Origin of the sequence: Shimia sp. R11_0 (assembly GCF_017744035.1) — a bacterium.
Taxonomy (GTDB): Bacteria; Pseudomonadota; Alphaproteobacteria; order Rhodobacterales; family Rhodobacteraceae; genus Shimia; species Shimia marina.
Map to the genome: position 1 here is coordinate 277,863 of NZ_JAGHQY010000005.1, position 18,347 is coordinate 296,209.

General features: G+C 55.5%; 17 protein-coding genes. 10 read left to right on the top strand and 7 right to left on the bottom strand.

Translation table 11 applies throughout. The annotated features are described in order from the left end of the window. The first annotated feature begins 140 nt into the window (after positions 1 to 140). The 5 genes from J7382_RS12760 (at position 141) to plsY (ending at position 4,079) form a co-directional block, all read left to right on the top strand. The gene (locus tag J7382_RS12760; protein WP_209069384.1) at positions 141 to 1,094 is read left to right on the top strand and encodes an aspartate carbamoyltransferase catalytic subunit; all 954 of its coding nucleotides are present in this window, start codon (positions 141 to 143) and stop codon (positions 1,092 to 1,094) included. Between the two features lie 105 nt (positions 1,095 to 1,199). Further along, complete coding sequence (locus J7382_RS12765; RefSeq protein WP_209069385.1) at positions 1,200 to 1,760, top strand: hypothetical protein; 561 nt, start codon at positions 1,200 to 1,202, stop codon at positions 1,758 to 1,760. Then, positions 1,760 to 2,197: a hypothetical protein gene (locus tag J7382_RS12770; RefSeq protein WP_058241374.1), complete on the top strand. Its 438-nt coding sequence runs from the start codon at positions 1,760 to 1,762 to the stop codon at positions 2,195 to 2,197. The genes J7382_RS12765 and J7382_RS12770 overlap by 1 nt, the downstream gene beginning before the upstream one ends. Then, the gene (gene pyrC, locus J7382_RS12775; protein ID WP_209069386.1) at positions 2,194 to 3,468 is read left to right on the top strand and encodes a dihydroorotase; all 1,275 of its coding nucleotides are present in this window, start codon (positions 2,194 to 2,196) and stop codon (positions 3,466 to 3,468) included. Before J7382_RS12770 ends, pyrC begins: the two co-directional genes overlap by 4 nt. Next, a complete protein-coding gene (gene plsY, locus J7382_RS12780) occupies positions 3,468 to 4,079 on the top strand; it encodes a glycerol-3-phosphate 1-O-acyltransferase PlsY (RefSeq protein WP_209069387.1) in 612 nt (203 codons plus the stop codon). Before pyrC ends, plsY begins: the two co-directional genes overlap by 1 nt. Before the next feature lie 434 nt (positions 4,080 to 4,513). Here plsY and J7382_RS12785 read toward each other — a convergent pair whose 3' ends face one another. The 3 genes from J7382_RS12785 to J7382_RS12795 are packed head-to-tail and all read right to left on the bottom strand — an operon-like array spanning position 4,514 to position 7,705. Further along, positions 4,514 to 5,092 (bottom strand): DUF3833 domain-containing protein, encoded by a 579-nt coding sequence (locus J7382_RS12785; RefSeq protein ID WP_209069388.1) that lies wholly within the window; start codon positions 5,090 to 5,092, stop codon positions 4,514 to 4,516. Next, positions 5,089 to 6,342 (bottom strand): MFS transporter, encoded by a 1,254-nt coding sequence (locus tag J7382_RS12790; protein ID WP_247744989.1) that lies wholly within the window; start codon positions 6,340 to 6,342, stop codon positions 5,089 to 5,091. Before J7382_RS12790 ends, J7382_RS12785 begins: the two co-directional genes overlap by 4 nt. 16 nt (positions 6,343 to 6,358) lie before the next feature. Beyond that, complete coding sequence (locus J7382_RS12795; RefSeq protein ID WP_209069390.1) at positions 6,359 to 7,705, bottom strand: FAD-dependent oxidoreductase; 1,347 nt, start codon at positions 7,703 to 7,705, stop codon at positions 6,359 to 6,361. A gap of 164 nt (positions 7,706 to 7,869) precedes the next feature. Here J7382_RS12795 and J7382_RS12800 point away from each other — a divergent pair, with 164 nt between their 5' ends. From J7382_RS12800 to J7382_RS12810, 3 genes are all read left to right on the top strand, one after another. Then, positions 7,870 to 8,655 carry a DUF1365 domain-containing protein gene (locus J7382_RS12800; RefSeq protein ID WP_209069391.1) on the top strand — a complete coding sequence of 262 codons (786 nt, stop codon included), beginning with the start codon at positions 7,870 to 7,872 and terminating at the stop codon, positions 8,653 to 8,655. Then, the gene (locus J7382_RS12805; RefSeq protein ID WP_209069392.1) at positions 8,652 to 9,377 is read left to right on the top strand and encodes an SDR family NAD(P)-dependent oxidoreductase; all 726 of its coding nucleotides are present in this window, start codon (positions 8,652 to 8,654) and stop codon (positions 9,375 to 9,377) included. The genes J7382_RS12800 and J7382_RS12805 overlap by 4 nt, the downstream gene beginning before the upstream one ends. Positions 9,378 to 9,477: 100 nt before the next feature. Beyond that, complete coding sequence (locus J7382_RS12810; RefSeq protein WP_209069393.1) at positions 9,478 to 10,587, top strand: GTP-binding protein; 1,110 nt, start codon at positions 9,478 to 9,480, stop codon at positions 10,585 to 10,587. A 58-nt stretch (positions 10,588 to 10,645) separates the two neighbouring features. Here the strand turns inward: J7382_RS12810 and J7382_RS12815 are convergent, their stop codons facing one another. Both J7382_RS12815 and J7382_RS12820 read right to left on the bottom strand, forming a co-directional pair. Continuing rightward, a complete protein-coding gene (locus J7382_RS12815; RefSeq protein ID WP_209069394.1) occupies positions 10,646 to 11,281 on the bottom strand; it encodes a ChrR family anti-sigma-E factor in 636 nt (211 codons plus the stop codon). Continuing rightward, a complete protein-coding gene (locus J7382_RS12820; RefSeq protein ID WP_209069482.1) occupies positions 11,278 to 11,796 on the bottom strand; it encodes a sigma-70 family RNA polymerase sigma factor in 519 nt (172 codons plus the stop codon). The genes J7382_RS12815 and J7382_RS12820 overlap by 4 nt, the downstream gene beginning before the upstream one ends. 299 nt (positions 11,797 to 12,095) lie before the next feature. Here J7382_RS12820 and J7382_RS12825 point away from each other — a divergent pair, with 299 nt between their 5' ends. Both J7382_RS12825 and J7382_RS12830 read left to right on the top strand, forming a co-directional pair. Next, positions 12,096 to 12,602, top strand: coding sequence for a winged helix DNA-binding protein (locus J7382_RS12825; protein ID WP_247744990.1), 507 nt, complete (start codon positions 12,096 to 12,098; stop codon positions 12,600 to 12,602). Positions 12,603 to 12,702: 100 nt separating this feature from the next. Continuing rightward, a complete protein-coding gene (locus tag J7382_RS12830) occupies positions 12,703 to 16,302 on the top strand; it encodes a hydantoinase B/oxoprolinase family protein (RefSeq protein ID WP_209069396.1) in 3,600 nt (1,199 codons plus the stop codon). Between the two features lie 61 nt (positions 16,303 to 16,363). Here the strand turns inward: J7382_RS12830 and J7382_RS12835 are convergent, their stop codons facing one another. Beyond that, positions 16,364 to 17,287 carry a glycerophosphodiester phosphodiesterase family protein gene (locus tag J7382_RS12835; RefSeq protein WP_209069397.1) on the bottom strand — a complete coding sequence of 308 codons (924 nt, stop codon included), beginning with the start codon at positions 17,285 to 17,287 and terminating at the stop codon, positions 16,364 to 16,366. Further along, positions 17,287 to 18,336, bottom strand: coding sequence for a sn-glycerol-3-phosphate import ATP-binding protein UgpC (locus tag J7382_RS12840; RefSeq protein WP_209069398.1), 1,050 nt, complete (start codon positions 18,334 to 18,336; stop codon positions 17,287 to 17,289). The genes J7382_RS12835 and J7382_RS12840 overlap by 1 nt, the downstream gene beginning before the upstream one ends. Positions 18,337 to 18,347 lie beyond the last annotated feature (11 nt).

The following is an 18,347-nucleotide window of genomic DNA, read 5'->3' on the forward strand; positions in this document are numbered from 1 at the left end:
AGACTATCCCCTCCCCACGGCAGGGGAAAGGCCAGTTGCCACGTTCAATGCGTCGCGGTCTTATCAGAATAGCTGCGCCCGCTTGCCCCGCCCCGCTGTGCTTCTTATAAGCGGGCCGACACCGGCATAAGGAGCAGGCCATGAGCTTTGACCAAAAGCACCTTCTGGGGATCGAGCAACTGCGGCCCGATGAAATCACCACCGTGCTGGACCTTGCAGATGAATATGTGGATTTAAACCGCCGAGACATCAAACACTCTGATGCTCTGACCGGTTTGACGCAAGTTAATATGTTCTTTGAGAACTCCACCCGTACGCAGGCCAGTTTCGAACTCGCTGGCAAACGACTGGGCGCAGATGTGATGAATATGGCCATGCAGGCGAGTTCGATCAAAAAGGGAGAAACCCTGATTGATACCGCCATGACACTCAACGCCATGCACCCTGATCTCTTGGTGGTACGCCATCCCCATTCGGGCGCGGTGGATCTGCTTGCGCAAAAAGTGAATTGCGCAGTGCTCAACGCAGGTGATGGAAAGCATGAACACCCCACACAAGCTTTGCTGGATGCGCTGACCATCCGTCGCGCCAAGGGACGCCTGCATCGTTTGAACATCGCCATCTGTGGAGATGTCACCCACTCCCGTGTCGCACGCTCTAACTTGATCCTTCTGGGTAAAATGGAAAACCGTGTGCGCTTGATCGGCCCGCCAACACTGGTGCCTGCCAGCTTTGCCGAGTTTGGTGCCGAAATCTACGAAGACATGGAGGAAGGCCTAAAGGACGTGGATGTGGTGATGATGCTGCGCCTACAGAAAGAACGCATGGATGGCGGCTTTATCCCCTCTGAACGTGAATACTATCATCGCTACGGTCTGGATGCCGCGAAACTCGCCCATGCCAAAGCCGATGCCATTGTAATGCATCCCGGACCAATGAACCGGGGCGTGGAAATTGATGGTGAGATTGCAGACGATATAAACCGCTCTGTTATTCAGGAGCAGGTGGAAATGGGCGTCGCCGTGCGTATGGCTGCGATGGACCTTCTGGCGCGCAACCTGCGCGCAACGCGTCAACATGGGGAAACCTCATGAGCGAAGATCCCAAAGATCCCCGCATGTCCGGCATGGTGGCAACAGTTGCCCTTATTGTAATGTTCGCTTTTGTCGGACTGATGATCTGGATCGGAGGCTGAGACCGTGCAGGTGACAGACTCAGAACGCGGTCTTGTCAGGCTCTTCGCCCTTGACCTGCCCTCTGAGGAGATCACGGCTTTCCGTGAACCCGTCTATGATACCGATGGAGACATCACGGACTGGCCGCTGCAACGCGCCCTTGGCTTTACATATTTGGATGAAGACTTCATCGAGATTTTTCCAATCAGTGATTTAGAAGATCTTGGTCTCACCGGCTATATGGTACAGGGCTTAGGCATTGCGGAAGCAGACGTGAAGGAGGATGCTGCACGGCTATCTTCCCAAAAGGGTTGGATTCTTGTTGTGCTGTCCTCCGCATTTGAAGGGGCGGCGCAAACGCTATCACCACAATCACCTCTTCGCTGGATCGGCACCTACAAAGAAGAAGGCGCGCCCGTCTCCTTCGAGGCTCTGCCAGATGCCTCCGCAAAAGGCGGCGCGCCGACCCAAGGTTCTGTGCCCCCTACACCTCAAGGCAACCCGCATCTCACCCTCCTACTCGCGCTTTTCACCCTGCCGCTTGCGGCGCTCCTTCTTGGCCTGTTTCTTTGGTGGATCTTGTAATGGCAGACCTCCTGACCCCAACCGCTGACCTTCATGAAGATGAAACCGTGCTGGAGAGCTTCCAAGGCAACCGCAGCAGCTATATCCGCACAAACGCTTGGATTGCAGCCGGGGCCATGGCCGCTGGCATGGGCATTCTCTGGGCAATTGGAAACCCGTTTGTCTGGACCGGTGCGGTCGGCGGCCTCGCAGCCGTTCTGGTACGCGGGGCGTATCTCATGTCCGATGAACTGGCTGTGCGCTGGGATTTGACCAACCTACGCCTCTTGGGGCCGGGCGGACGCGCAATCCCCCTGGAAGACATGGATCAGTTGAACAAGCTCGGCAGCTTCGTGCAAGTCATCACCAAATCCGGTGACAAGCACCTGATCAAATATCAAGCCGACCCTCAGGCCACTATGGCCGCCATAAAAAGACAACACGGAGGCCCGCTATGAGCACTCTCTTCACAAACGCTCGCATCATCAACCCGGAGCTGGGCACCGATGCCTTGGGCTGGCTGCTGGTAGATGGCGGGATAATCGCAGGTTGTGGCACGCAGGAACCGCCAGAAGCCGCAACAGTGGTGGATTGCCATGGCAAATGTCTCGCGCCGGGCATCGTCGACATTGGCGTCAAAGTCTGCGAACCAGGAGAGCGGCACAAAGAAAGCTACAAGACCGCAGGCGCGGCTGCCGCAGCAGGCGGTATCACCACCATGGTCACCCGCCCAGACACGCAGCCCGCAATTGATACACCAGAAGTTCTGGAATTTGTCGGGCGACGTGCCAATGAAGCTGCGCCAGTCAACGTCGTGCCCATGGCTGCCCTGACCAAAGGCCGTGACGGCCGCGAAATGACCGAAATCGGCTTCCTGATGGACGCAGGTGCCGTGGCCTTCACCGATTGTGAGCATGTGACGGCCGACACCAAGGTCTTTTCTCGCGCGCTCACCTATGCGCGCACGTGCGGCGCATTGGTCATTGCCCATCCTCAAGAGCCGATCCTGTCCAAAGGTGCCGCTGCCACAGCCAGCAAATTTGCCGCGCTACGCGGCTTGCCGGCGGTATCTCCAATGGCAGAGCGTATGGGGCTAGACCGCGACATTGCCTTGATAGAAATGACCGGTGCCCGCTACCACGCTGATCAGATCACAACCGCACGCGCGCTGCCCGCACTTAAACGCGCCAAGGAGAACGGGCTGGATATCACGGCGGGCACATCCATCCATCATCTGACGCTGAACGATCTGGATGTTGCGGACTATCGCACCTTTTTCAAAGTGACACCGCCGCTGCGATCAGAGGATGACCGTCTTGCGCTGATCGCAGCCGTCAAAAGCGGTTTGATCGACGTTGTCTGCTCCATGCACACACCGCAGGATGAAGAAAGCAAGCGCCTGCCGTTCGAAGAAGCGGCCGCTGGTGCCGTCGGGTTGGAAACACTTCTGCCAGCAGCAATGCGGCTCTATCACAACGGTGATCTCACCCTGCCCGAGCTCTTCCGCGCCCTCGCACTCAATCCGGCCAAACGTCTGGGACTGGTATCTGGCCGCATCGCAGAAGGAGCGCCTGCCGATCTCGTCCTGTTTGATGCGGATGCACCATTTGTCTTGGACCGCTTCAAGCTCAAGTCCAAATCCAAGAACACCCCGTTTGACGGTGCCCGGATGCAGGGTAAAGTTCTGGCAACCTATGTGGCGGGCGAAGCCGTCTATCGGAGAGACTGATGCCAATCATTGAAACCGCACCCTTTGGGCTGATCCTCTGGGCCGCGCTCGGCTACCTGCTCGGCTCCATTCCCTTTGGCATGGTATTGGCCAAGATCATGGGGCTCGGCAATTTGCGTGACATTGGGTCTGGCAACATTGGTGCCACCAACGTTCTGCGCACCGGCTCCAAGAAAGCAGCCGCGCTAACCCTTTTGCTGGATGGCGGCAAAGGGGCGGTCGCGGTGCTTATGGCGCGCTGCGTCGCAGCAGAAGATGCGGCACAGTTGGCCGGTCTCATGGCATTTATGGGTCATTGTTATCCAGTCTGGCTTGGCTTCAAAGGTGGCAAAGGAGTCGCCACCTTCCTTGGTCTGTTGCTCGCATTAGCATGGCCTGTCGGCATTGCCTGCTGCCTGACCTGGCTGGCCACTGCCGCTGTTAGCCGGATCTCGTCGCTCTCAGCACTGGTTGCCGCCTGCGCAAGCACACTTTGGATGTTGGTATTGGGATTTTCATCTGCGGCCTGCCTGTCGCTGGCTTTGACCGGGATCATTCTCTGGAGACACCGTGAAAACCTGACGCGACTACGCTCCGGCACAGAACCTAAAATCGGCTCAAAGAAAAGCTGATTCAAAAAGTAAAATCAAAAATAGGGCGAATAAATCGCCCTATTTTTCAAGTCTTACAAACCTAACTTGACCAAAATGCTGCTCTGCGGCATAATTTTTACACTTCAACTAAACTAAATTTACTTTGAATAAGAGGCCAAGAGCGCGCGTCTGCCTATTTTGAGTATTAGGCGCCAGCTAAATTTTCGATGCAATACACTCCGCCTTTTGGCGAGACACTCCGGGCAAAATTGGAGCCGGAAGAACTCTGACAAAACTTTTATGTCGCGGCGTGTAAGTTGCGTCGTTTGTAGGTTTGGAATGAGTGGCGTGCGTAATTGCGCCACGCACAGAAGGCGGAGAGCCTCTCACCGCCGAGCGGGCACGCGTCCTATTGGGTAACGAGTATCTGGTTGTGAACGATGGGCGCGTGCCTGTGCCCCGATCCTTGCGTCCTATTCCGCTGCTTCCTGTCGCACCAGCGCTTCGGGGTCTGGACGCATCGTCGCCACCAACTCAACCACTTTTAGTCCGAACTTTCGCATTTCTGAGCGGTTCAAGATCACACCACTGTCCGTCAAATATAGCCAATCCGTGACGTTCAACCTGTGGCTACCAGCATCTTCCGGCAGCACGATTGTATAGTCCATACGGATCGTTGCCCCCGACACTTCCCCAGTAGCGACGCCAACAATATCATCTGCGGTAGCCGTAAACCGAGTTTCATCGACAATAGTCAAATTCCACTTTCTGGCCTGTTCTTTGCCATTAGAATAGGTGAAATTTTCGGTCAACGTGCCCGTATTTCCATTCCAAACCCCATGCATGCGCGCCACGAAACTATTGGCAACGCGCCCGTTCGGGCCATAGATCAAACCCTCGGAAAGTATTTCCCCATTTAGATGCTCCGTAAGAGAAATACTGGGGCCCAGACCGGAGTAATCACTCGACTGTTGAGCACGAAAACTCCACAGCCGATTTTTGACAATCAATACTCCGACCAATAGCACCAATAGGATCGTCAAAAGTTTCATACATCCGCCTCCTCGGCAGGGAGCGTTAACACCAAAGCCAACGCAAAAAGTTTCAACACGCAGGGCACAACCGCGTAGGCGATATTCAAGGCCTGTAGCGCTTCCGGCTTATTGGGTGCGCCTGGTTCAAACCCGCTCACTTGCAAGGCAGGCAACACCAGAAAAGCCGCCAGGGCCAATGCCAGTTTTCCAGCGAAGGACCAGATCCCAAATGCCAATGCAGCACTCAGCCGTGCCTTTGTGAGGGATACGGAAAAGAGCGCTGGGAGGATCACCATATCTGCACCAAGTGCCGCCCCTGAGGCGATGCAGATCGCGGCAAAAGCCAGAATATTTCCCGAAGCCAGAAAAGCCGCACCAACAAACGCCCCTATTGCCAGCGGCATGGCTATCAAAAGCGTCATCCGTCCACCAAAACGCGCTGCTGCTCTGGTCCAAAGCGGCACGCTGATCCCGGCGCTCAGAAAGAACAACACTAGAAGCGGCCCTGCCAGCCCCTGTAGCGCAAGTCGATCTTCTACAAAAAACAAGAAAAGTGTTGAGGTGATTGCCACAGGCAAACTGTTCACGAGTGCCAAAAGCAACAACCGTATTGCGCCGGCTTGCCGAAGTTCCACAAGCGAAAACCGCTCCCCCGGGACCACGGGACGCAACCATATCGGGGCACTTAGAACCCCCAAACCTAGCGCTGCGGCTGCCAACATCCAACCGAAGGGCCCGTAACCTTGCCCTGCCGCGCCCAAGCTGACCAAGATGGTTGGCAAAAGCGCGGCAAAAATCACGCCCAGCAACATCCCCGCTTCCCGCCAGCCTGCGAGTTTCAGGAGTTCTGCTGATGTGGGGACACGCGCCAAGGTCGCGCTGCGCCCATACAGAAGGATCATGCCGAGGCTATAGGCTGAAAACAACAGCACCAAAACAAGAGCAAGTGCGCCCAAACCACCGGCAGCCAACACATCTGCGCGACTGAAAAGTAGGGGAAAGCCCACCGCAAGACCGACAATCGCGGCCATGCCAAAAGACAACTGAGCCTTGGGAAACCGGTCGATCAGCCACCCCAAAAACGGGTCTTGTACTAGGTCCACAACGCGTATCGCCAACAAGATTGCGCCAAGCGAAGCAAGGCTGATTCCTAGTTCGACAGACACGAACCGCGGCAGATGAATATAAAGGGGGATGCCCGCTGCCGCCAAAACAAACGCATATAGGCTGACGCGGGGATAAACCCCACGCGTGGGCTTAACATCCAAGTTGGCAGGCCTCCGTTCAGGCACTGTCTCGCAGCCAGGTTTCATTGGCAGCCACATCGACGACACCGGCTTTCAGAACTTGTTGTTTCTCCGCCATGCCCGCCACAACCTGCATCGCACTATGAATGCCATCTTCATGGAACCCATGGCGGTTGTAGGCCCCTGCAAACCAAGTATTGTTACTTCCCTGCATAGCTGCAATCTCGCGCTGCGCCCGCAAAGCCGCTTTGTCAAAGACAGGATGTGCAAAGTTCACATCATCGTAAATGAGATCGGCTGGAATGTCCTGCGTTGGATTGAGAGTTACGAAAAGCGGATCACTGTCCGCGATGTTCTGCAAACGATTCATCCAATAAGTTACGCCGATAGACCCATTTTGAGAGCGATACGCCCAGCTGGACCAGCATTTGCGGTTCTTTGGCATCAAAGAAGGGTCTCGATGCAGCACAGCCCGGTTGGGTTGATAACGGATAGCGCCAAGTGCCGCGCGCTCTGCCGGCGTTGCATCCTGACCAAGGATACGCAGTGCCTGATCTGAGTGACAGGCGAAAATGATCTCATCAAACACCTCTTCATCACTGCCCTGTGCCTTGACCATAACGCCCGGAACAACGCGCCCTGCCAGAAAGCCGCGCTTAATGGACTGTACGGGCGCATTGAGGCGCAAGCTGCATCCACGCTGCAGCAGCGCAGTCTCCAGACGCTTTACGTATTCAATGCTCCCGCCATCGACCGTCCACCATTGATGCTGCTTGTTACCAGCCAGCAACGCATGGTTTTTGAAAAATTGCACAAGCGACTTGGCGGGAAACTGATCGACCTCCTGCGTTGGTGTGGACCAAATCGCTCCACACATTGGCATCAAGTAGTAGTTGCGGAACCACTCACCCAGCCCCAACTCAGAGACCAATTCGCCAATGGTTTTATCATCATTTTGAGCCGCTTGCTCCGCGCGTTTTCCAAATCGCAGGATATCCGCAATCATGCCGTAAAACTTGGGCCGTAAAAGATTGCGTTTCTGCGCTCCAATCGCGCTCAGATTGTTCAGGCCATATTCCAGCCAGCCGTTATCAATTGTGGCCCCAAAGCTCATTTCACTCTTGGCCACAGGCACTTTCAACTCATCGAAAAGCTTGGTCAGATGAGGGTAGGTCGCATAGTTGAAAACGATAAACCCCGTATCCACGGGTTGGTCGCCATTGCGCCCCGCAAGCACAGTGCGAGCATGCCCCCCAAGCCGCCCTTCTGCCTCAAATACAGTCACATCATGATGCTCAGACAAGGCATAAGCAGCAGAGAGGCCCGAAATACCCGAGCCAACAATTGCAATCTTGCGGCGCAAATTCGTTGTCTGATCAAACATGAAGTCCTCGTTTTTTGGTCCTTTTGAGGCAGATACGGCGCAATGATCAACTTGGTTCATTCTGCCACTGCCGCAATAGCTGATCAGGCCAAAAATGACTTCGAAATTCCCCCATTTTCCCCGTAACTTGTGATCTGTCACGATGCAGGTAACGTATCAGAACCATGACCATAGATCATATTCAGGGCCACACCACACATGCACGACGCGGCGCGCTGAAAAATGCGTTCCGCTATAGCGTAGACTATGTGCTGATTGACCTCGCTGAGCATGTAGCAGATGCACCGGCGGCTCTTCTGTCTCGCAATCACTTCAACCTGTGGTCGATCCATGATCGTCATCATGGAGGCGAACGCGGACAGGGGATCGGGATGTCGTGGTTCCAAGACGTCCTAAGCGAACGTGGCTTCCCTTTGGCCAAAGCCGAAATCTTGCTTTTGACGCAGCCAAATTTTCTATGGTTCCACTTCAATCCGGTGAGCTTCTGGATTGCGCTGATCGACGGCGAGCCATGTGCTTTTGTCGCGGAGGTGAACAATACGGTAGGTGATCGCCATTGCTATTTCTGTGCGCATTACGATTTCCGCCCCATCACGCCCTCAGATCAAATGCACGCCGAAAAACTCATGCATGTATCCCCGTTTCAGACAGTTGAGGGGGCCTACCGTTTCAACTTTTCCCTGACAGACAAAGACCTGCATATTCGCATTGCATATGAGAATGGCGACCAAGGTGTGATTGCCACGCTCTTTGGCCCACGTGCGCCTGTTTCGAACCGCAGCCTTTTGTGGGGCGCATTGCGGCGGCCACTGGGTGCAGGGCGTGTTGTCGCCCTTATCTTATGGCAAGCTCTAATCCTTAAGCTGAAAGGCGCTCGCTTTCATAAACGCAATGCCCCGCCAGACGGACTTCTGTCTGAAGGCTCCTCTTCGTCGGTGACCCACCAATGACCCATTTCAAAGACAAAACCTTCTGGCTTGTGGGGGCAAGTGAAGGCCTGGGCCGCGCATTGGCTGAGAAGCTGAGCGCTGAAGGCGCACATTTGGTCATCTCCGCGCGCAATGGCCCTCGCCTTGCGTCTCTTGCGGCTGGACTGCCAAACACACGTGTGTTGATCTTGGATGTCACGGATGACGCCGCTGTCAAAGCGGCCGCCAACTCGATCGGACACTTGGATGGCGTGATCTACAACGCTGGAGCTTATGAGCCAATGTCGGCAAAGCAATGGCAGCAGGACACCGCCCTGCGGGTCGTGGATGTTAACCTCATGGGCGCGATGCGTGCCTTAGGAGCCGTGATGCCAAAGTTTGTCGCCCAAAACAGCGGTGACATTACCCTGATCGGCTCTTTGGCTGGCTATCGCGGCCTGCCAAAAGCAATTGGCTACGGCGCCAGCAAAGCGGCCATTGTCAGCTTGGCGGAAACCATGCGCCATGATCTCAAGGATTCCAACATTACGGTGCGGCTTGCAAACCCCGGCTTCATCAAAACGCGCCTTACGGATAAAAACGCATTCAAAATGCCGATGCTGATGACCCCGGACGAAGCCGCAGAACACGTATTGCGCGCCATGCGCGGGCGCCGGTTTCGTACAGATTTTCCACGCCCTTTCTCTTGGGCGCTCAAATTGCTCCACATCCTGCCAGATTGGATGATCTATCGCGGCAAATGATCTAACGGTGATCCCAGAGTGCTCAAGCCCAGCGCTTGATATTGTTATAACATACCACTAAATGACTACGTATCGTTTACGCTGATAAGAAATGATCGTAATGGCCGAAACCCGTCTTCCAATCACATTGCTCACGGGCTTCTTGGGGGCCGGGAAATCAACCCTCCTAAATGCGGTGCTCTCTGACAGCTGTGCAGGCAGAATTGCTGTTGTTGTGAATGAGTTTGGCGAAGTCGGCCTGGACCACGATCTAATCGAAGCCACAGACGAAGAAGTGGTTCTTATGTCTTCGGGCTGCTTGTGTTGCTCCATTCGCGGAGACCTGTCAGATACGCTCGCCGGCCTGATGGAACGCCGCGAAAGTGGCAGTCTCGCCTTTGACCGTATTGTCATCGAAACCACCGGACTTGCAGACCCCGCACCAATCCGACAAACGCTGATCGTCGATCCTTACCTTGCCCGCAATACAATGCTGGATGGTGTTGTGACCCTTGTGGATGCCATCAACGGTCAAGCTACACTTGATGCGCAGTTTGAGGCCGTGTCTCAGGCAGCAACAGCGGACCTCCTATTGATCAGCAAAACCGACTTGGCACATCGTCGTGATGTAAAGGCGTTGCATACACGACTTGAGGCCCTGAACCCTTCTGCAAAAATTATAACAACCCGCGAGGCCAAACAGTCGCCCGCACTTCTTTTTGGCCTCTCAGGAATGCGTCGCGGCTTGGAAACCGAGAATGTCCTTGCCTGGATGGCTCGCGAAACACGAGCACCGATGGCAGATCCCCTTGCCAATCTTTCCGGCCTGTCTCAATCCACATCCAAACCAACGCTTCCCCCCCATGACGCACGCATTGAAACAGCTTCAATTCAGCTGGAGGCTCCGCTAGATGATCGCGTTTTTGACCATTGGCTGGACACACTCGTTGCCCTCAAAGGCCCTGACCTCCTGCGCGTGAAGGGCATTGTGTTCCTGAAAGACATCCCCACACCTTTTGTATTTCATGGTGTGCAACATATCTTTGATCCACCAGTGCCACTCAATAACTGGCCCAAAGACGATACAACCACGCGGATTGTTGTGATCGCACGCGACATGACATCAAAAGAGCTGGAGCGCAGCTTTGACATGCTACGCGCAACCAAAGCACCGCCGCAGCCAGACGTCTTTCCAGGTTGGCAGGAAACTGAACAAAAAAACTGGCCCTGAGAAACCTCAGGGCCACAAAAGGCCCCTATGGCGTGGCCAGGTCTCGATGTTTAGACGTTCAAATCCTGAATATCGGTTGCAACAGACGTGGCACAAACGCATTGAAACGCAAACGCGCGTCCGTTGCGGCAAGGCAGATGCAAACATCCTCCATGCCCGCAATCGGCGTATGCTCCAAGGTTTCATCTGCGACCTCGACATCGCCAACGCCGAACCGGCCGGTTTCATCCGAAAAGCTGCCCTGCAGCACAAGCGTCAGCTCCAAGCCGTTGTGCCCATGATCTGGCACGGCCTGACCTGGCGGAATGTAAAGCAACCGGACGCTCCCGTGTTTATCTTCCGACAAGATATCCTGCCGAACCCCCATGCCAAGCTTCTTCCAGCGAGGCTCCTGACCTTTCAGCGCCTCCATCACAGGCCCGGGATAAGGACCACGCCGCTGATAAACCGGCGTATCTGGGAAGGGATCATCCAACATCGCAAGCACGTTGGACTTCATGGAACTCGAAACATCGGCGCGCAGCATGTCGTCCAACACAATGCCGCCCACGGCTTCATGCGCCTCCACAACGGCCCGACATTCAGAACACATTGAAATATGGGTTGCTACAACCACGGAGAACGCATGCGGCAGCGTACCTGCCGCGTAAGCCGCCAGCATGGGCTCCGGGATATGATGGCTAATCGAGGTCATTCACTCAGATCTTTCAACTCATGCCTTAGACGCTGCAGGCCAAGACGAATTCGCGATTTGATGGTTCCCAACGGCAGGCCTGTTTGCGTGCTGATCTCCTGATGGGTCAGCTCTCCCAAATAGGCCTTTTCTATCACTTCACGCTGTTCAGGCCTCAACCTTTGCAAAGCTTCGCGCAACTGGCCTGTTTCCTGCTCAACCGCAACAATCTGGCTCGCATCTGGCTCTGCTTCCGGCTCTTCCTTCAATGCCTCCGGCATCGGCCGATTTTCTTTGCGTGCCACGTCGATCTGACGGTTACGCACGATTTGGTACACCCAAGCGGACACCTGTGCGCGGTGCGGATCAAACATGTGTGCCTTGCGCCACAGGGTCAGCATCACATCCTGCACGATCTCTTCAGCCTGTGCAGCAGACGTGCCATTACGCATCACAAAGCCCTTCAATCGGGGCGCAAAATGATCGAACAGCGCGGAAAACGCCGCCTTATCGCGGTGATCACGCACAGCGATCATCCAAAGGGTTTCTTGGGAGGGCTCCGCCTTGGCCTGCGTCACACGCTGCCTTTCTTTCGGGCGCGCCTTTGGCGCTTTGAGCCGGACGCGGGGGATATCAAGTGTTGCACTCACCATATCCCTACTACGCGGACACTTGCAAAGCAGATCACGCCCCTGAACAAAAACTGTGTTTTTTTGCCAACGCCCAGCGCTCTACTCTGAAAGTTCGCCCTCAAATCAGCGCTCTTTGCACCTTGGATCGGATCGGATACCAACAGATTACAGATGTAATGCCGATAAACCAGATGGATATCCTCATGGAAAAGCGCCCTATTGTCTCTTCCCGTCACCTCGCAGAAGGGGAAGGCTGGGAAGCCTCTGAAATCGAATATGGGATGATCATCGCCTACAATGCCTTCTCCCGGTGGATGACACGCTGCATGTCCGCCGCAGGGCACGCAGAAATGACATCCTTGGAAATTCTGGCGCTGCACAACGTGAACCACCGTGACAAAGACAAGCGCCTTGCAGACATCTGCTTTCTGCTGAACATAGAAGACAGCCACACAGTGAATTACGCCCTAAAAAAGCTAGTAAAAATGGGACTGATCCAATCTGAGAAGCGCGGCAAAGAGGTGTTTTACAGAACGTCCGCAACCGGCAAAGCGGCTTGCGACGCCTACCGCGAGGTGCGGGAGCGCTGCTTCATCGATGGTCTGTCAAAACTGGACCTGAGTGGTGACGACATGCGCGAAATCGCATCTTCATTACGCTCCTTGTCTGGGCAATACGATCAGGCCAGCCGCGCGGCGGCGTCACTGTAGAACTGTCGTCAAAAGACAGAGCAAACGCAAATACCTCAACGTTGACAAATTATCGACATTTTATGCATAACGCGAAAATACAACGTTTTGGGAGAGACTGATGGGCAAAGAGCACAGTGGCGCATGGCAATTCTGGGTCGATCGCGGCGGCACCTTTACGGACATTGTGGCCAAAACCCCGAAAGGCAATCTAAAAACCCACAAACTCCTCTCCGAAAATCCCGAAAGCTACAACGATGCGGCCGTGCATGGCATCCGACAGCTTCTGAAACTCACAGCCGACGAGGCCATCCCCGCAGGTGCTATAGACTCTGTGAAAATGGGCACCACGGTGGCCACCAACGCGCTCTTGGAACGCAAGGGCGCCCGCACGGTCCTACTGATCACCAAAGGTCTGCGAGATCTGCTGCGCATTGGCTATCAAAATCGTCCAGCTCTCTTTGCTTTGAACATAGAGCTACCAGAATTGCTCTATGAGGATGTGATTGAAATCGATGAGCGGCTGGATGCGGATGGCAATATCCAGACACCACTCGATCTGCCCAGCGCCAGCGCCGCGCTCAAAGATGCCTATGAAAAGGGCTTTCGGTCAGTCGCCATTGCCCTGATGCACAGCTATCGCTTCCCCGATCACGAGAAGGCTCTGGGCCAAACTGCTCAGGCGTTGGGCTTCACGCAAATCTCCCTCAGCCACGAAACAAGCCCCCTTATCAAGCTGGTCGGGCGCGGCGACACAGCCGTTGTTGATGCCTATCTCTCTCCAATCCTGCGCCGTTATGTGGATCAGGTCGCCACGGCATTGGATACTGCGAAGGGAGGCTGCGGACGCCTGCTGTTTATGCAGTCCAATGGCGGGCTGACAGATGCACGACTGTTTCAGGGGCGCGATGCCATCCTCTCTGGTCCAGCAGGTGGCGTGGTGGGCATGGTGCGCTCTGCAGCGGAACTCGGATTTGAAAAGCTCATCGGCTTTGACATGGGCGGCACTTCAACAGACGTCTGCCACTATGCAGGTGAATATGAGCGCTCTTTTGAAACAGAGGTGGCCGGTGTGCGCATGCGCGCGCCAATGATGTCCATCCACACCGTGGCAGCGGGCGGCGGCTCCATCCTCAGCTATCGCGACGGGCGCATGCAGGTGGGCCCAGAAAGTGCGGGGGCGAACCCGGGCCCCTGCGCCTACCGCAGAGGCGGCCCGCTCACAGTCACGGACTGCAATGTCCTCCTTGGCAAGTTGCAGGCCGCACATTTCCCACATGTCTTTGGACCCAACGGAGATTTGCCTCTGGATGAAGCAGCTGTGCGAGAGAAGTTCAACGCCCTGCGCACAGAAATCGGCACAGACAAATCTGTTGAAGAATTGGCCGAAGGCTTCTTGCGGATTGCCGTTGAAAATATGGCCAATGCAATCAAGAAAATCTCCGTACAGCGTGGCTATGATGTGACGCAATACACCATGAATTGCTTCGGCGGAGCTGGCGGGCAGCATGCTTGCCTTGTTGCCGATGCGCTGGGGATGGAAAGCATCTTCATTCACCCCTTCGCAGGTGTTCTTTCGGCTTTCGGCATGGGGTTGGCAGATATCCGCGCCATGCGCGAAAGCCAGTTGGGATGTGCGCTTGATGCCCCAGAAGCGGCCACCCAACTGGCCATCTTGGCACAGGCAGCACGCACAGAAGTCGCAGAGCAAGGCGTCTCAGATGCGGACATCACCGTCACTCAGGCAGCACATATCCGCCCCGCCGGAGCACAACAAAGCCTCAGCGTACCCTACGGCGATATCAAAACCATGCGCGCGGCGTTTGTCTCGGCACACAAACAGCGCTTCGGCTTTGCGCCGGACACAAGTGATCTGATCATCGATGTGGTGGTCGCCGAGGCCATTGGCCAAACCGGCGAGCCCGTCACCCTGCCTGATCCAGTAGGCGCAAACACCACCCCAGCACACGTGCGACTTTACACTGGAGGACGCTGGCAAGATGTCCCGCTGGTGGACCGCGAGACATTGAGCCTCGGACAATCTGTAACCGGCCCAGCTATTCTCACAGAACCGACTGGCACCAATATGATTGAAGAGGGCTGGCAGGCCACATGCGCCCAAGGTGGCAATCTCGTGCTCAAACGTGTTGTGCCACTGGCCCGCTCCGAAGCCATTGGCACTTCCGTAGACCCGGTCATGCTGGAGGTTTTCAACAATCTGTTCATGTCCATCGCAGAGCAGATGGGTGCGACGCTGGCCAACACGGCCTATTCCGTGAACATCAAAGAGCGCTACGACTTCTCCTGTGCCATCTTTGATCAGAACGGCGACCTTGTGGCCAACGCGCCGCATGTGCCGGTGCACCTTGGCTCCATGTCTGAAAGCGTGCGCACCATATTGCGCCTGAACGCAGGCAAGATCCGCCCCGGCGACGTCTTCATGATGAACAACCCCTACAACGGTGGCACCCATCTGCCCGATGTCACTGTCATAACCCCGGTATTTGACTCGGAAGGGCAGCAGATCCTCTACACGGTGGCTTCACGCGGGCACCACGCCGACATTGGTGGCAAAACGCCGGGATCCGCCCCGCCTGACAGCCGGTACATCGAGGAAGAAGGCATCTTGATCGACAACTTCCTGCTCGTAAACCAAGGCACTTTACAGGAAGAGGCCACACGCACCTTGCTGGCATCAGGCCCCTACCCTTGCCGCAACATAGATCAAAACATGGCCGATCTGGCGGCACAGGTTGCAGCGAACGAAACCGGCGCAGCAGAACTGCGTAAAATCACCAAACAGTTTAGCCACGCCACTGTGCAAGCCTATATGGAGCACGTTCAGGACAACGCAGAAGAAAGCGTGCGCCGCGTCCTCGACGTGCTGCATGACTGCGCTTTCTCCTACCCATTGGACGGTGGGGCCAAAATTGAGGTGTCCATCACAGTGGACAAAGCCAATCGAAGTGCCACGCTTGATTTCACCGGCACCTCTGGCCAGAGCCCAACAAACTACAACGCGCCTCTGGCAATCTGCCGCGCGGTGGTGCTCTATGTCTTCCGAACACTGGTCGGCAGCGACATTCCCATGAACGAAGGCTGTATGAAGCCGCTTTCTTTGATCGTGCCTGAAGGGTGTATGATCAACCCCAAAGCGCCTGCCGCCGTGATATCAGGCAACACCGAAGTCAGTCAGGCGATTGCCGATACACTCTATGGCGCGCTTGGCGTGATCGCCGGCAGCCAAGGCACTATGAACAATTTTGTTTATGGTAATGACGCCCATCAAAACTACGAAACCATTTGTGGCGGCACGGGCGCAGGAGATGGCTTTGATGGCACGAGCGCGGTCCACAGCCACATGACGAACACCCGCATGACGGATCCCGAAGTGCTGGAAACCCGCTTCCCGGTACAAGTGGAGGAGTTCTCCATCAGGCAGGGATCAGGAGGCGCAGGCCAGTGGTCTGGAGGAGAAGGCATCCTGCGGCGCCTGCGATTTAACGAACCCATGACCGTGACAGTGCTGTCCTCTCACCGGATCATCCCTCCACATGGCACTGCAGGTGGCGCCCCTGGAGGCATTGGTATCAATCGCGTCCAAAGGGCAGATGGCCGGATCGAAACACTGCAAGGGAACGATCAGGCAGAACTGACCTGCGGAGATGTCTTCATTATGGAAACACCCGGCGGCGGTGGCTTTGGCCGGTCTGATTCATAAACACTTAATCGTTCAAGTGTCCGTTATATTTTATCAAAAACAGACACTTGAACGCCAATCCTCACTTGAGGTTGCGCCGCAAAAGGCAATCTTGCACGCGTCCAGGAAAATCTGTCACGATCCCATCAAGCCCCATATCAATCATCCGATTGATGTCCCGCACGCTGTTGACGGTCCATGCATTCACCAAGAGGCCAAGCGCATGCGCTTCCTCGACTTGCTCTTGGGTGACCTCCATAAAAAAGGGGCACCACATCTGCCCCCCCGCATCAGCAACTGCCTGAGGCAACGACACCGTCAACTGAGTCAAATCTGGTTCAACTGTGCGGTCGGCGGATTGTGCCTCTTCCTGCGGATTTTTTGTCACGTAAGACAGATAAGAGGTCGGGAGGTCTGGTGCGATCTTTCGGCAAACCTCCAAAATGCCCCAGTCGAAACTGTGCATGGCCACCCGATTTGCAACTCCGGCTTTGCGCACGGCGGCAACCACCGCCTGCGCCATATCACGGCGTTCCTGCTCCATGTCTGGCGCATCCGGATCCGTTTTCATTTCCACAAAAAGATACAGATCGCTCTTGGCCGCAAATGCCAAGACCTCATCCAAAGTCGGCACTCTCGCACTGGGCAATCTGGCCTGATCGCTGTAACGGCGCCCATATTCCGTAGCGCGGTTGGCGGCACCAATGTCACAGGCGCGCAGGTCTTGGAGCGTCATTTCTGCAACGCGAGGCCCAGGATCTGGCAACCACAGACCAGAGGCGTCTCGCGCCAGCGATCCGTCCAACGTGTGGTTGTGAACAACAACCGGCACACGATCCTTGGTCATCACCACATCAAACTCAATCGAGTCCACGCCGATGGTCTGACAGAAGGCAAAACCCTCCAAGGTGTTTTCAGGCAAAACACCACGCGCGCCCCGGTGTCCAGAGACACGCGGGCCATCGGGACCAGCCCGAAAGCCTGCGAGTTGTAAAAATTGGCTCATCACTCGATCCGTTTTTGCGTATCAGGCGCAAAGAAATGCAGTGTCTCTGCGGCCGCCTCAAAAGACAAAACAGCACCGAGTTCTGCCGTCACGTGACCGGGTAAACTCGCCACCATTTCGGTCTGCGTACCTTCCAAAACGCCATGCAGCAAGGTGTTCGCACCCAGTTGTTCCATCATCTGGACTTTTAGACGCACAGGGCCCGCTTCAGAACGGATCAAATGCTCTGGACGAATACCCAATGTCACCGCCCCCGCACGTACTTCGCCCGCCAATGTTGTGCCATTGGCCAAGGTGATCGTCGCCCCGTCGGCATCCGCTGGCAGAAAGTTCATCGCAGGGCTGCCGATAAAGCCCGCCACAAACATGGACTGTGGTCGATCGTAGAGTTCAATCGGCGTGCCGAACTGTTCAACATAGCCACCATTGAGCACCATCAACCGGTCGCCCAACGTCATGGCTTCCACCTGATCATGGGTCACATAAATTGATGTCACACCAAGTTTCTGTTGGAGTTTGCGGATTTCCAAACGCATCTGCACGCGCAGCTTGGCGTCGAGATTGGACAGCGGCTCATCAAACAGGAAGACCTGCGGATCGCGCACAATCGCGCGCCCCATGGCCACACGCTGCCGTTGGCCACCAGAAAGCTGGCGCGGCTTGCGCTCCAGATAGGGACGGATTTCCAAAATATCCGCAGCCTCTTCCACCCGGCGATTGATTTCTGCCTTGGAGATTTTCCGGATTTTGAGGCCATAGGCCATGTTCTCGCGCACGGTCATGTGGGGGTAGAGCGCATAGTTCTGGAACACCATCGCGATATCACGCTCGGCCGGTTCCAGATCGTTCACCACCTGATCCGCGATCTGTATGTCGCCCCCAGTCACGGTTTCCAGCCCCGCAATCATGCGCAGCAAGGTGGATTTGCCACATCCCGAAGGTCCAACGATAACGACAAATTCGCCATCCGCGATCTGTCCGTCAATGTGGTGCAGAACCTCTGTGTCGCCATAGGCCTTCACAAGGTCTTTAAGTATAATGGATGCCATGGTCGTATTGC

Bases quoted from the DNA above. Each gene is read 5' to 3' on its own strand.
- J7382_RS12760 (WP_209069384.1), top strand. From the start codon at position 141: ATGAGCTTTGACCAAAAGCACCTTCTGGGGATCGAGCAACTGCGGCCC.
- J7382_RS12770 (WP_058241374.1), top strand. From the start codon at position 1,760: ATGGCAGACCTCCTGACCCCAACCGCTGACCTTCATGAAGATGAAACC.
- pyrC (WP_209069386.1), top strand. From the start codon at position 2,194: ATGAGCACTCTCTTCACAAACGCTCGCATCATCAACCCGGAGCTGGGC.
- plsY (WP_209069387.1), top strand. From the start codon at position 3,468: ATGCCAATCATTGAAACCGCACCCTTTGGGCTGATCCTCTGGGCCGCG.
- J7382_RS12785 (WP_209069388.1), bottom strand. From the start codon at position 5,092: ATGAAACTTTTGACGATCCTATTGGTGCTATTGGTCGGAGTATTGATT.
- J7382_RS12795 (WP_209069390.1), bottom strand. From the start codon at position 7,705: ATGTTTGATCAGACAACGAATTTGCGCCGCAAGATTGCAATTGTTGGC.
- J7382_RS12800 (WP_209069391.1), top strand. From the start codon at position 7,870: ATGACCATAGATCATATTCAGGGCCACACCACACATGCACGACGCGGC.
- J7382_RS12805 (WP_209069392.1), top strand. From the start codon at position 8,652: ATGACCCATTTCAAAGACAAAACCTTCTGGCTTGTGGGGGCAAGTGAA.
- J7382_RS12810 (WP_209069393.1), top strand. From the start codon at position 9,478: ATGGCCGAAACCCGTCTTCCAATCACATTGCTCACGGGCTTCTTGGGG.
- J7382_RS12815 (WP_209069394.1), bottom strand. From the start codon at position 11,281: ATGACCTCGATTAGCCATCATATCCCGGAGCCCATGCTGGCGGCTTAC.
- J7382_RS12820 (WP_209069482.1), bottom strand. From the start codon at position 11,796: ATGATCGCTGTGCGTGATCACCGCGATAAGGCGGCGTTTTCCGCGCTG.
- J7382_RS12825 (WP_247744990.1), top strand. From the start codon at position 12,096: ATGGAAAAGCGCCCTATTGTCTCTTCCCGTCACCTCGCAGAAGGGGAA.
- J7382_RS12830 (WP_209069396.1), top strand. From the start codon at position 12,703: ATGGGCAAAGAGCACAGTGGCGCATGGCAATTCTGGGTCGATCGCGGC.
- J7382_RS12835 (WP_209069397.1), bottom strand. From the start codon at position 17,287: ATGAGCCAATTTTTACAACTCGCAGGCTTTCGGGCTGGTCCCGATGGC.
- J7382_RS12840 (WP_209069398.1), bottom strand. From the start codon at position 18,336: ATGGCATCCATTATACTTAAAGACCTTGTGAAGGCCTATGGCGACACA.